Genomic DNA, 13,778 nt, shown 5'->3' with positions numbered 1-13,778 from the left:
CTCTATCGCAATGGTACCTAAAGGGTACTAGAAACCCTTGCGGGTAACTAGGGGTCCACGCATACCGTCGTGTCATGACGATTCCAACAACAACCACGACCGTTGCCGCCCTCGAGGCGGGCCCCGTCGACGCCCCTGATTCGTTTGTCGAAATCGAACTCCCGGTCGGGGAGATCAATGGCCGCGACCTGCTGGTCGAAGTCAAAGCAGTGTCTGTCAATCCGGTCGATGTGAAACAGCGTTCGGGATTCCAACCACAGAAGGAGCCGAAGGTACTCGGCTACGACGCCGCGGGCACAGTGATTGCGGTCGGATCTGACGTCGAACTGTTCGCGGTCGGCGACGACGTCTTCTACGCCGGATCGATCGGACGTTCCGGCAGCAACACCCAGTTCCATGTGGTCGACGAACGTATGGCCGGTCGTAAGCCGGTGTCGCTGCCGTTCGGCGACGCCGCGGCGCTGCCGCTAACCTCGATCACGGCGTGGGAGGCCCTTTTTACCGAAATGGGGCTGAAGACTGCCTCGACGGGGACGTTGCTGGTGATGGGCGGCGCCGGCGGGGTCGGGTCGGTCATGATCCAACTCGCCAGGGCGCTGACCGGAGTCACCGTGATCGCGACGGCGTCGCGACCGGAGTCCATGGAGTGGGCCCGCGACCTCGGCGCGCACCACGTCATCAACCACCACAACCTCGCCGAAGAGGCGACAGACGTTGCTCCGCAAGGCATCAACTGGATCTTCTCGCCGTTCTCGGCCGGGAACGTCGAGACCTATGCTCAGATCATGGCGGTGCGCGGAGCGGTGATCGCCATCGACGAACCTGCGGGACTCGACATTCTTCCTCTGAAATCAAAGAGTCAGTCCTGGCAGTGGGAACTGATGTTCACTGTGCCGCTGTACGAACCAGAAAGCGACAGTCAACACCATGTCCTGAATCGAATCTCCGATCTGGTCGACCGCGGTGTCTTGAAGACCACCGTCAGCCGGCGGCTCACCCCAATCAACGCGGAGAACCTCCGGGAAGCGCATCGGGCGGTGGAGGGCGGGTCGATGATCGGGAAGGTGATCGTTTCGACCGACTGATCTGCATTTGTCACTCATCAGGGGATGGTTTCAGCGTGATCGAGGCAACCGGATTGGTTCGCAAAAGCAGCGCAGACTGCCAACGCTGGTTGCGCGACAACGTACCTGCACCCGATCGCCGTGGATCGGAGTCGTATCGCGCTAACTGGTTTTAGCAGCGCCTCGTCCCTCGGATCGGGTATCTAAACGCACTGATGCCACGTGATTACCGATTATCGGATTTCGCACCACCAGCTGACCTTCCGCCTTTTAGATGGAGGTAACACCAGGTAGAAACGGTCTACGCAGGTCAGACCTGGTCTACACCGGCTACGCACCACAACAGCCGGACGCGAATGCGGGTCCGGCCGTACCCCGGTGCCATAGGATCCGGAGCGAGCAGCACGGTCACCACCGACTGGGCGCTCGCCGGCGAAAAGGCTGACCGTGGCTGACGACACCACTACCCATCTCCTCGTGCACCCTCGTGTTCTGTTGAGTCAGTGGGCGAACTCCTCGGACGAATGGGTGCGGTACATCGTTGGTCAGGTGGTCGCTGGCGGACGCCAGCTCACCGACGACGAAAAAAAACACACCTACGAGCTCTTCCGGCAAGAGAAAGCCATTGACCCCCGCGTATTACCCACGCAGCAGCCGCTATCGACTCCCCACCACGACGACGACGCCATCGAACCACTCGCGGTGACGTCGGTGTCGGGGGTGACCGGCGTCAACGCGCTCGTCCCGGGCGGCGTCATCGAGCCGCATGAAGGTCTGACCATCCTGTTCGGCGAGAACGGAACCGGCAAAACCGGATACTCCAGGATCTTCAAAGCACTCGCTGCCAGCCGGACGGCGGACGTCATCCTCGGCGACATCGACGCAACGGTGCCCTACCCACAATCTGCCGTCATCGAGTACAAGCTTGGCACTGAGGCTAAGAGCCTGACCTGGAAGGGACAACTAGGTCTGTCCCCGTTTACGCGGATGTCGATCTTCGACAGCCCTTCGGTGAGCTTCCATGTCGACGCCGACCTCGAATATGTTTACGTACCAGCATCTCTGGCACTGTTCAACCACGTCATCGATGCAATCAAGGCAGTACAGACACACATCGACCATGCCGTCACAACCCTCACGACCTCATCCACAGGCATTCTCTCCAGGTTTGCTCGCGGAGCCTCGGCCTACCCCCTCATCGAGACGCTGGGCGCTGCCACCGACCTCGAGCAACTGAAAAAGCTCGCCGATCCCGACCCGACTATCGACGCCCGTATCGCCGGACTACGTCGAACAGTCGCAGCACTCGAAGCTGACACGGTTACTGCTGAAATCAAGCTGCACCAACACCTCGAACGAGTCCTGACGCAGGCGACAGCCGTTGCCACCACGATGGCCGAGTTCGACGCGAACGCCTACGAACACGAAAGGACTAAGCTAATCTCCCTCGAACAGGACTTCCGCGACTTTCGCCGAACCCTGTTCGAAGCGGCTGATCTGCCCACCGCCCCGGACGACACTTGGAGTGCGTTCATCGAAGCTGGCGAGGACTACCGGACGCACCTCTCGAGCCTCGATGTTCACGACGCACAACGCTGCATCTACTGTCGCCAGCCGCTCACCCCGACAGCACACGCCCTGGTCAGCAAATACTCGTCGTACCTTGAAGACGCGATCAGCGGCGAGATCGCGGCGACAAAGGAGGGCCTGCGCACCTTCGTGGAAGCGGTCGTGAACATGCCGGTCGCAGACGCCTCAACCTTTGCAGGTGACTATTCCGCTGCCGAGGAAAAGCCGCCGTTCCACCGCGAACTTGATCGCACCGTAGCAACGTTCTCCGAGCTGAAGATGCAGCTGCAGTCGACCTCGACAGTCCTGCCTTCGCTACTCGCGACCTCAGCCGCCGACTCGAAAGCCCTTGCCGCTGCCCAGAAGTCCACCACCAAAGCGCTGTCCGTGTTACAGCACCAAGCCGCTACGCGCGCGGACACCACCGTCGAAAAGAAGCGCGACCTCGTCGAGCTCGAAGCCGCAGCCGAACTCACGAAGTCGTGGAGCCTCATCGAATCACAGGTACTCAACGCCAAACAGGCCGAGCGGCTCACTCTGCTTGCTAAGCCCATGCCTGGCCTACTGCGCACAGTGACTGGGCTCGCCAAAACCGCCAGCGATCAGATGGTCAACGACAGCTTCGACTCGCTGTTCAACGACGAGTGCCGAGCCTTGCGGGCACCAGCCCTGCGGGTGGAGTTCGTCGGGCGCCAGGGTCGCGCTCATCGCCGAAAAGTGCTCAGCGGCAATCACAAACCGTCGGCAGTACTATCTGAGGGTGAGCAAAAGGTGATTGCGATGGCCGACTTTCTTGCAGAGGCCAGGCTCGCTGGTATCACCGCACCCGTCGTCTTCGACGATCCCGTCTCAAGCCTCGATCACCGACGAGTGAACGAAGTTGCCCAGCGCATCGCGTTGCTCGCCGAGACCAATCAGGTCATCGTTTTCACTCACGACATCCTGTTCGCAACCACGCTGCTACTGCTCATGGAATCGTCCAAACGCTGCCGCTACTTCCAGGTCACCGACGAGTCCGGCAAGGGTGAGATCACCAGAGCCACCGGGCCACGGTGGGACCCTCACCAGCCTCAAGAAGAACATCAACGAGACTATCGAGACGGCGAGGACTCAGCAGGGCGATGCTCGCGCGGCACTGGTGCGCACCGGCTACGACTGGATCCGGGCGTGGTGCGAAGTGTTCACCGAAACCGAATTACTGCAGGGCGTGACTCAGCGCTACCAACCCAACGTCCGCATGACGAATCTGCCGAAAATCAAATCAGCAGCGTTGCCGGCCGCGATCGACACCGTCAACCGAATTTTCGAGGAAGCGTGCCGCTACATCGATGGGCACTCTCAACCACTGGCAAGCCTCGGTGTCGGTCCTACGCTGCCCGGATTGCAAGCGCACTGGGCAGAACTCACCGCCGCACGCACCGCCCACATAAGCGCCGAGGACTAGTCAGGGCGGCCCGATACGTCCAGACCGCCGGCCACTGAGGGTGCCGAGACGACTCGCAACACGATCTCGTGCTGGGCATCGCCTACTGTGCTCGCACTGCAGCGCATGTGGTGCTTCGCGGTGCAACCGGCACTCACTGGAACGGTGATCTTGAGGCACGCCGTCGTCAACTCACCGCGTATGAAACACCTCTGTGGAGCACTCCCGCGTTGGTTGCTGAAGAAATCGAAGTCTCACCTGCCGCTGGCGGCGGGTTCGGACTCGGTTCGCGGCTGCCGCGCCGGATTGCCGTCTTCACCGAAAAGAGCAACGCTCATCTGACGTACATCTACACCGATTTTGGGAGGTCCATCAAGGTGTGGATGGAAATCGCGCCCCCAGTACCAGTCGATCACCGCCAGCTCACCGAAGCGCTCCTCGATCAACGGTGGGGACTGGGGATGCGGGTCGGAGGGCTGTGGTGTGGCTGCGGCACCGGTAGCGAAGCATCGTGCACGGTACAGCTGGTCGAGCCGGCCCAAGGTTCCGCATCCGAACGGCTCACCCTCTTCTTTGCCCGCCTAGGACCAGCCAGCGACCGTGGCCGTGGCCGTGGCTACTTCCGCATCATCGGCGCCGATACAGTATCTATACTGTTGCAGCGCAACGTTTTTCGTCACCAGTGTCGCAACGTACCCGATTTGATGAATGCCGCGACGATCACTTTGGCGCTGAGCGTTTACACGGCATTCGCGTAAAGCCCACCACCGGACTGCGGGCAGTCCGGGTCGCCGCCCTCATGAACGGGTTTTGCGCCCATCGTGGTGAACCGCAGACCTCAGGCGACCAACTTCGACCCCACTCCAAACGATCCGCCATCAAACGGCGAGATCACCTCGACGGCCCAAGGTACAGCAGCCGGTTAGCCGGTGCCCCCGCATGACGTATTCACGAAAGCGGCGGCAACGCCGGCCCGGCCGACCCCTTTTGCTTCTGGCAACTCGCGTCTTCGGCGTAGCGAAAACGCCCTGGATACGGTGTGGTCGAACTGCAAACGAGCTCTATCAGCGCTGACGACGAGATCCAGGAAGCCCGCCCAAGACTTCGCGTCGAGCGTGGCTCAGGCCGTGCACGGGGCCAACATCAGCTGCAGCTGGTAGGCCACTTCCGTCGCGGGTGGATGCGCTTGGCTGACTAGATAGGTGTTCTTGGACAAAGCTGGCCCGAAGCCAAAGAAGTCGTACCGTACGGTCCGTAGTCGCTCGAACTGCCAAATCTCCTAGGAGGGCGTCAAGAGCCCGTACATCGGCAGAAGATAGCGGCCGGCCAGCAGTCGTGATGCGATGTAACTCCGCAGCCAGTTTCTTAGTCTGTTTCGTCTTGTTCTTCTTCATCGTGTTCTTCGGTCGCGCCACTGGACAAGTGGACTACTCCGCGATGGGCGTGGGTTCGAAGAACTCCGGGCCGCTCGCACCCGGCTTGGTCAACGGCAAGCTCGCGAGGTGCTTACGGAGCCGCACGGACATGGGCATGAATGTGGCGAACGTGAGGCTGCCGGAGACGACGGCGCCTACCAGCGGGACAATTTTCGCTGCGCTTTTCGCGAAGATCTGCTTGGTCATCTGGACGCCAAGGACTGTCGCGACCTTCTTGACTATCGGGTAAACCGTGCCTTTGGTCAGTGCTTGCTGCGGGAGTTTCTTTGCCACCTGTTTCGCGATCAACGCCGACACCTGCGCCACGCCGGCCTGCGCCGCGTTCACGCCGAACATGACACCGATGAACAATGTGAGCATGCTCTCGGTCGCGGTGTCCATGCCGTCCCCGTCGTCATCGAATAGGTCCGGCCAGCTGTAGATGTAGGCAAGTTTCTGAACGACGCGCAGCAAGTGGCCGTAGTACTGCGCGATATCGGCCGGGACCGTGCCGAATGCTGCGAACCCTCCCGGAATGCCGGCCACAGCCGAGATGGTCGTTACTTTGCCTGTCTCATATTTGATCACGCTGTTGGCGATTTGGTCGACCACGTCGATCGACACGCCCGCTTCGGCAGGGGTCGTGGCGATCGCGCGCCCGATCTGGTCGTCGGAGCAAAATCGTTTCAACTCCCTACGGAGGAACGCCTCCCTATTAATCCGCACCCCGGGCATCTGGGCCGAAGCCCGCAGCGTCTGCTCGAACTTCGTTGCGGGCTCGATCTGATTACCGTTGGCCATGCGGTCAAGCTACGCCACCCGCCCGACACCGACCGAATCGTCTGTGACTGGCTACGCGCGCGCCGGTTGCAGTAACAGAGGGTACCCAAAGAATGGACCTGCCGTTTAGTCGATCTGAGCGAGCAGGTCTTCGGAGCGCTGCGGGGGTCGGTGATCTGATCCGGGGGTGTCGTGTCGTTCGAGGATGCACCGGCGGGCCACATCATTAGCCGCGCACAGACGCTGCCGCGACCCGCTTGTCCTATCCTCTGCTCATGTCCACTCGGTACCGTGTCCGTTCCAGCGCCTTCCGCGAGTTCCTGCGCCCATGGTCGTTCGCCCCTGATTTTGTGCAAGGTCGGATCCCGACGGCATCTGCTGACGACATGTTCCGGTGGGCCGAATTTGCCGACGTCCTTCTGGCGTTGATCGACCACGACGGCGAGCAGTTCGCAAGCCGAGACGAGCTCGAGAAAGCGCTTTTCGGTGGATTCGGCGGAGGAATGGGCATACCGGGACAGCTCCGAGAGCTCGTCTTCAAAGACTTCGTGATGATCGAACATCACTAGCAAGGCGCCGTTGGACGCCTCCGCCGATCCAGCGGACTGCCTATTGCGGTGAAGTAGCGCACTTCCAGATTCGACGGAAAGAACTTATGCGACAGCAGACTGGGTCTGAACGAGAGGCAGTCGTCGGCTACTCCCGGCGTGCGTCACGTTGACGACTGCTACTGCTGGGGTGTTTCGTTGTTGCTGGCCCTTCTCGCAGGGCAGTGATTACTTCGCTGAGGCCGTCGAGTGGTTCTGTAGTGATGCTCCACTTGTCGACGCGATGCAGGGCCTTTTGGGCAAACAGGAAGTTATGGGCGTCCTTGTGGCGCGTTAGCTTGCTCATACGCATGCGATCCAGTGCAAACCTGGCAGCAGCCATCCGGATGGGCGCGAACTGATGCATGGCGCCGATGAACGCACTAATCGTTGGGAACGTGAGGACCTCCTCAGCGGCTCCCCCGTTCACGTGCATAACGCCAGCCATAGCAACGTCGCACGTAGCGAGCTCGCGCTCAAAGTCGGGTGGGAGAAGCCGGTAGTCGGTACCCATTTGAACGCTTACCGGGCCAGACGGTGTCTGATTAATCCAGAGCATTTCGAGTACTCCCATACTGACTGTGCTGAGTCGCTTGTAGCCGCGCCCGAGACGCGTGTTGGGTAAACAGGACACACCCCAGTAGTGAATCTGGGTCTGGAAGGGGAACGGAGTGCAGGTGCGAAGATTCAGCGAGACTGCATCGAGTACCTGGTGTGCGTCGGGCCGACTCGTGAACTTGGCCCAGTTCTTCCGCGACCTTGCTCGCTGGTTGTTGTCGATGGGGTGCACATCGTGTGCCGATGTGAGGTTGCTGGCCGCCGGGTCCTCAAACCACGCAAGTTGGTCCTCGATCGCAATGAGCTCGTCGAACTCCGATGCACCATATATGGAAGAAGTGTGCTCGCTGTTGAACACGGTGAAGCCCGCCCAGATCGCTTCCCAATCAGCTGACGTTCGATGTCTCGCAGCTGGCTACGGTCGCCGTGGTGCTCAAAGAAGCGGAAACTCTGAATGTTGGCGTGGGCGAAGCTTTTGAGATGATCACGCAGGCGCCCCACCACTGATGTCGAGGAGATGCCGATATAAATTTCATGCTGCTCGCCCTCCCAGAGATATAATCCAACCGGTCGACCAGCATGCCGTTTGGCAAAGTCTCGAAGATTGCCGTCGGTCATCTCCACAGCTGGTCCATAGCCATGTTGCTCCGCCCACAGCGCGACGTCAGCGTCCGGTTTCCACTCCGGCACAGAACGGTTCGGGGTCGCTGGCATGGGAGCGACGATACCGGCCTAGAACGGTTACTCAACTACAACGGCTACTCGCGGCACGTTGTACGTCAAACACTCACCCGGATGGGGCCGTCAGTAGGTGCTCAGTCTCGCGAGCCGGTTGACGATTGCGAAGAGCTAGGCACTCAGTGAGTGCAACCTGCACTCGGGATGGGAGGAGGCGTAGACACGTATACGTTGCCACCCCACCCAACTTCCCAGCCGTCTGCTGGATTGGAGCAGTCAGCGTAGGCAACAGGAAGCGCGTGATAGTGGTGCACGAGGTCCAACAGCCGCGCATACCACTGGACGTACGCCTGGTCGGCGGCGTCGCCTATGGCACTTGGTAGTGATTCGACGATGACGTCAGCTATCTCCGCTGGCGTGGTGGCCCCGGTAACGGACCTGCCGGCAATCTCGGCCCCTGTGCCCGTCGTGTAGGTGAACGCCGCTTCCCAATCATGGAGACTAAGATTGCCGCCTTCGTCGACCATGTTCTCGGCCGCGGTGACAGCGAGTCGCCAATGCACGCCCGACGACGACATACCAGGCAGTATCCGAAGACGGTGGTAACTACGCGAATGCAGCACCGCTACGGCCTCGAGAATCACTATGCCCACGTCAACCAGTGCGGGCTCGCGCTCAGATGTAATCGGATGACTCTCTCACAGGCATTTAGTCCGACTCTCAAACGTTAAAGCTGGCTGTCCGATTCGGACAGCGAATCTACCGCCGATACCCGGACTCGCGTCCGCGTCGATGCGCAGCTATCCATAGCACACCATGGCGCACTGCCGCTCGACCAAACAGTCGCGGCATGCGAAGTGCACGACAGGCTTAACGATGACCAGCGTTGGGGAAGGGACTCGGGTCTAGTGCGGTAGTAGCTGGTTGCATGAAGCTGCGCTAGGTGCGGTAGCCCTGGCATAGCAAATGATCTCTGCTGTGCTATGTCTGAAGAGCTGCGGAATGCTGTCATACCGGAAGGCCGACATGGGTTTCACGTTCTACGCCGATGGCGACGACAATGGGCTGATACGGGTCGATGACGTCAGCGGCGAAGGTGAACAATTTCAACCGAGACTCGGCCAGTGGAAGTATCTCTCCGCCGTCGCTCGCAAGACGAAGTTCGCGGACGGCTACGAACCAGTTAGCGAAGAACGGGCACGGGTGGTGGAAGACGGGATGCGGAAACGGTTTGGGAACCTACGCTAGAACTGTGCCCGATGGAGCGGTGTAGACGAATATGTCAGAGGCTCCTGCTGTTCTGCTCAACAACGCGACGTCAGTGTCGTTGCGACTCGCTTGCCTAGTATTTTGGCGGCTGGGTAACGGTCGATTTGTTGGAGCGTCAGCTCAGCTTCAGGGTGTGTGAACCGCTTGATTTCGGCCGGCTCAGGTTCAGGTAAGTCAATGACGACCGTACGTGCCTGTTCAATGTCAATGTTTTCGTGGACCCACTCGTTCCCCACTTCCCCGTGGTGGTCCTGCGTGACATACCGGTTGGCAACGAATACAGCTAACCTCGGAACCAGCGTCCAAACTTTATGCTGGTCAATAGCCGATCGTGCCCCAGGCTTGGTCACTGCTAGCCACTGGACACGTCCGTCGTCGACGCGTCGTAATTGCCAGAATTGCCAGCCCGCAGGCGCCATCACGTTCCCCATCGGTGTCTGTCGCAGCTTCGCGTTCTGCGTTCGTCTGAATGCTATCCCGTTCACACCGGCAGGGGCCCGTTTGTTGACGTGTCGTGCACCATCTGGTCGGTGGCGTAGGAGGCAGGTCTGCCGCATGCAAAACCGCTCGGTGAGGAGGCTCGAAGACGCCGCGACCTGTAGATGATGTTTTGCTACTGGGAGGTGCGGTCCCCGCCAGGTCTCTGGTTCGCTATTGCTCGACTCGAGTGGCGCTTTAAGCTAAAGCACGTGATCCATCCGGACGATTGGGCTCGCAATGGTCAAAGCTGACGGCTTTGGACCGCAAGATGCGGAATCCCAGGAGCTGGTCTCACTCGCTATGGCCTGCCGCATCTGTCCGGACAAGGCCTACGATTCCACCGCAGACAACGTCGAGAACGGGTACGGCGTCAGCGAACACCACGAGTGCTGGGCGATGAAGGCGATCCCTACAATCGCGATCAATCGGTCACAATTGACGGACGATCAGGGAGACGCGATCGGTGAAGCGAAGATCGACGACATCCGGGGCAGCATCCGCGAGGGGGTGCACCTTCCTCCTGTATTCGTCATCCATGAACCCGACTCGGGCTACCCGTACTTACTCATTGAAGGCAGGCATCGCTACAACGCACGCTACCGGGAGCGATCGAAAGAGATCCTGGGAGCTTGGGTGGCTCACTTCGGCTGCTGCGGCATCGACTAACAACCCTCACGAACACCCAGTTCCTGCTGCATCGGGCAACAGGACGTCATTTCACACTACAAATTCTGCTGAAGCAGCGTGTCTCGGGTGCACGCTATCTCTCGTCGAGGTTTACCGTACGTGAGGGATGGTCGCTATCGGACAACGGGCGATAACTGTCGTTAGACCAGGTCAACTCACCGACTCTGACGCGCTCGTATTTTCGGAGCTGAGCGGATGTAGTCGTTTCGATTAACGAGCCGTTCGCTACGAATCCGACGCTGCGCCACTGTCCCCTGTCAGTGCGTCGGGCAACGAAACGACGAGCCCTGCCAGCCGACGGCAACTGTTCCGAAGCTCCCAGAACTACCTCTAATTTGGATGCGATGGCATCGGGAATCGAATCTGGCGTTGCGAAATGCTGACAGCTTCTCCAAATTGCGAACACAGACAGAACCGTACCCGCACGTCACTGACATGCGAGGCATCACAGCAAGGCTGCTCGCGAGTATTAAAGCTGTTCGGCTTCGCGATGCGTCCGCGCCCCTGTTAAAACGGACTCTCACTGGTGAATGTACGGATTTTCTGTATTAAAGTTGTTCTTCAGCGAATAGGCGTTGCCGCTCGTCGGCGATCACCTCGCGGGCCAGTTCTGCTTCGGATATGTCGACGGCTTCTGGTGCGCTTTCGGCGATGTCGCTGATACGTGCGAAGTCGTTAAACAGCTCACGCTTGCGTACCAGTAGTTCGGTGATGCGCAGATCGACTCCTTCTTCGGTGAGAAGCCGATGGACCTGTACCGACTCAAGTTGACCCATCCGCCTGGCGCGAGCTATCGCCTGCCATTCGGTGGTGGGTTTGAGCTGCGGCTCGCAAATGATGACGACCGAGGCCGCTTGAATGTTGAGCCCTACGCCGCCTGCAACAATCTGAGATACCAACACTGCACCATGTCCAGCGGCGGTAAATTGGTCCACCATTTCCTGTCGCCGCGCTGCGGGTACCGATCCGGTCAGTGGACCGACGACCTCGCCGGGCAGCGCCCGGACAACCTCGTCGAGGACAGACCTGAAGTGTGAGAATACGATCACGCGTCGTTCGTTGGCCTCAGCCTCTGCGACGAGGTCGATGAGTCGCGTCAATTTTTGTGACTGTTTACCTTGGGTCATAGCTGCTTGTCGCATAGCCATGAAGTTTCCGTCGTGCACTGCGTTCCGGTAGGCGGTCAAGTCATCGGGCGACATCGGAACCCACTCCTGGACCTCTACCAGTTCCGGGAGTTCGGTGAGCACATCTTCTTGATTTCGTCGCAGGTATGCAGGTGCCACTTGCTGTCGGAACCGTCGTGGCGAGAGTTCGGTGGCGTCAACGGTAAGGTCCGGTCGGACGTATTGGACTAGGTTTTTGAACTCGTCGAGCCGGTTCTCGAGGGGGGTGCCGGTCAGTAGGATCGTTCGCGCTGAACCGTTCATCAATTGCACCGCACGTTGTGAACGCTGGGCCTGCGGGTTCTTGATGTAGTGCGCTTCGTCGATGATCACGCAGCCTAGGTCGGCGGGCGAAGACTGCTGGGTACTTAGCCATGGCAGTGTCTCGAACGTGGTCACCGCGACTCCGCCGGTGCGCGACCAACTGCGCAGTGCGTTGTGCCGTGCAGGTCCGTGGAGCCGATGTGGGCGGATCGTGGACTTGGTTGATATTTCGCGAATCCAGTTGGTGACCACTGCTGCTGGGCAGACCACTAGTGAGTGGTGGGAACCCTTGGCGCGCAGATGGGCGATGACGGCGATCGCCTCGATTGTCTTTCCCAGGCCCATCTCGTCGCCGATGATGACCTTCTTTTGTGCGAGTGCGAATCGTGCGCCGAAACTCTGGTATCCGCGCAACGACGCGTTGAGGTGTTCGGTATTGAGTTCTTGCTGGCGTACGGCCGCGACGATGTCGTCGGGGAGATCCCCGAATATTCGGTTCTCGTCCTCGGTCAAGAGGCCCAGTTCCGAGAGGAGCGCGTAGTAATCGGCGGGGTAGGCCAGAAATTGGTCCCACAGGTCTGTGATCGGGGCATCGGCAGCGGCGATTGTTCGAGCGCGCGACTGTATGGCTTCTAGGTCGCGAACCAGTTCGGGCGGCGTGTGGGTGGTGTGCGGTGCAAAGATTGCTAGTCGGGCGGGAGCCTCCGATGCAGCCGCGGCTAACTTGGCCATCGGCTTGAGCAGTGCAAGCTCCCTCGCTGGGGGTTGGGCGGCTCGCAGGGCTCTCCAACGCCCCAGTGCGCGAAGCAGGTTCGTCGCACGCGGTGAACGATCGTTGATGTCGATGCGGACTGGCATTTCGTCGTATGTGGTTTGCCATAGCGTCTGAGCTGCTCCGCGGATGCGGGTGGCGGTAGCGGGTCCGACGCCGGGCAAGGACTCGAGGATGGCTTGGTTCTTGAGCACTTGTCCGACGGTGTCAATGCCGGCGTCCGTCAGTGCGCTCACACGCAGGCGATCACGAGTGGCGTCCTTGAGCCTTCCGACCGGCATCGCGTGAACAAGTTTGTCTGTATCGGTGCGGCGCACGGCGGTGCCGGCTTGGAGCGCTGTGGCTTTCGCTTCCGCCTCTGAGGCAACGGCACGTTCGATGGTCGTCAATGCGCGGGCCAAGTGTTTGGCCGGGGCACCGTCGACGACGGTTGCTGTGCCCCATGCAAAAGTCTCCGGCGCGGAGGCCAACCATTGACCCAACGCAGTGTCCATATCCTTGATGTCGACTGTGGCCGCTGCCGCGCCGAGTAGCTCGGAGAGTCTGTACGGGACATTCTCGGCGTGAGCCCAGCGCATGTAATTTTCGAGGAACACGCCCGCGTGACGGCCTGCTTCCCGGGCGCCCTTGCGCATCAACAGGCGGCGTGCGCCGACGAATGACCGGGCGTCGTTGACTGCGCGCGCTACATCGGTCGTCAGGCTCGTGACCATGTTTTGGGCGTCAGCATTCAACTCGGCGAGCGCAGCCCGTTGGGCAATGGCGGCAAGAAGTTTGAGGTCCCCGTGCCGCAGCGGTAGGACGCGTACACCGCCGTCCTCGTCGAGGTGTAGGTCGATGACGCGTCGCCGGAGACCCGCCTCGGCCTCCGAGCCGGCAGTACCAACTTCTTGACGAGTTGCGTGGACCTGTTGAGCTGTGCTGATGAGCATCGATGCCTCATCGGCAAGCGTCGTTAGATGTACTCGCTCTTCTCGCCCCATAAGTCTCGGCCTTTGATCGGTGGTGGTGCGCAGAATCCACCACCGCTGGGCCTGCTGATCCCCCAGGCGGCGGCGAGCTGCCT

Annotated in this window: 9 protein-coding genes; 6 read left to right on the top strand and 3 right to left on the bottom strand. The window is 60.2% G+C overall.

Going from position 1 to position 13,778, the window contains the following annotated elements:
* Window positions 1-74: 74 nt before the first annotated feature.
* From CSW57_RS21230 to CSW57_RS21220, 3 genes are all read left to right on the top strand, one after another.
* Window positions 75-1,085 carry a zinc-binding alcohol dehydrogenase family protein gene (locus CSW57_RS21230; RefSeq protein WP_099384407.1) on the top strand — a complete coding sequence of 337 codons (1,011 nt, stop codon included), beginning with the start codon at window positions 75-77 and terminating at the stop codon, window positions 1,083-1,085.
* A gap of 426 nt (window positions 1,086-1,511) precedes the next feature.
* Window positions 1,512-4,115 carry an AAA family ATPase gene (locus CSW57_RS21225; RefSeq protein WP_223249382.1) on the top strand — a complete coding sequence of 868 codons (2,604 nt, stop codon included), beginning with the start codon at window positions 1,512-1,514 and terminating at the stop codon, window positions 4,113-4,115.
* Window positions 4,116-4,145: 30 nt separating this feature from the next.
* Window positions 4,146-4,814, top strand: coding sequence for a hypothetical protein (locus tag CSW57_RS21220; protein WP_099384406.1), 669 nt, complete (start codon window positions 4,146-4,148; stop codon window positions 4,812-4,814).
* A gap of 669 nt (window positions 4,815-5,483) precedes the next feature.
* Here the strand turns inward: CSW57_RS21220 and CSW57_RS21215 are convergent.
* Window positions 5,484-6,272, bottom strand: coding sequence for a hypothetical protein (locus CSW57_RS21215; protein WP_099384405.1), 789 nt, complete (start codon window positions 6,270-6,272; stop codon window positions 5,484-5,486).
* A 254-nt stretch (window positions 6,273-6,526) separates the two neighbouring features.
* On the opposite strand from CSW57_RS21215, the gene CSW57_RS21210 reads away from it, so the two are divergent.
* A complete protein-coding gene (locus tag CSW57_RS21210) occupies window positions 6,527-6,820 on the top strand; it encodes a hypothetical protein (protein WP_099384404.1) in 294 nt (97 codons plus the stop codon).
* A 127-nt stretch (window positions 6,821-6,947) separates the two neighbouring features.
* On the opposite strand, the gene CSW57_RS21205 is transcribed toward CSW57_RS21210, so the two are convergent.
* Window positions 6,948-7,754 (bottom strand): hypothetical protein, encoded by an 807-nt coding sequence (locus tag CSW57_RS21205; protein WP_099384403.1) that lies wholly within the window; start codon window positions 7,752-7,754, stop codon window positions 6,948-6,950.
* Window positions 7,755-9,076: 1,322 nt separating this feature from the next.
* Between CSW57_RS21205 and CSW57_RS21195 the strand changes: the two genes are divergently transcribed.
* The gene (locus CSW57_RS21195) at window positions 9,077-9,322 is read left to right on the top strand and encodes a hypothetical protein (RefSeq protein WP_099384401.1); all 246 of its coding nucleotides are present in this window, start codon (window positions 9,077-9,079) and stop codon (window positions 9,320-9,322) included.
* A 738-nt stretch (window positions 9,323-10,060) separates the two neighbouring features.
* Window positions 10,061-10,489, top strand: a complete 429-nt coding sequence (locus tag CSW57_RS21185) for a ParB N-terminal domain-containing protein (RefSeq protein ID WP_099384400.1) — start codon at window positions 10,061-10,063, stop codon at window positions 10,487-10,489.
* Window positions 10,490-11,058: 569 nt separating this feature from the next.
* Here the strand turns inward: CSW57_RS21185 and CSW57_RS21180 are convergent.
* Window positions 11,059-13,644, bottom strand: a complete 2,586-nt coding sequence (locus tag CSW57_RS21180; RefSeq protein WP_223249381.1) for a DEAD/DEAH box helicase — start codon at window positions 13,642-13,644, stop codon at window positions 11,059-11,061.
* Window positions 13,645-13,778 lie beyond the last annotated feature (134 nt).

The sequence above is a fragment of the Williamsia muralis genome (assembly GCF_002735905.1).
Taxonomy (GTDB): Bacteria; Actinomycetota; Actinomycetes; order Mycobacteriales; family Mycobacteriaceae; genus Williamsia; species Williamsia muralis_A.
Note: the sequence above shows the minus strand (reverse complement) of the source record. Positions and strands in the feature narration are given on the sequence as shown.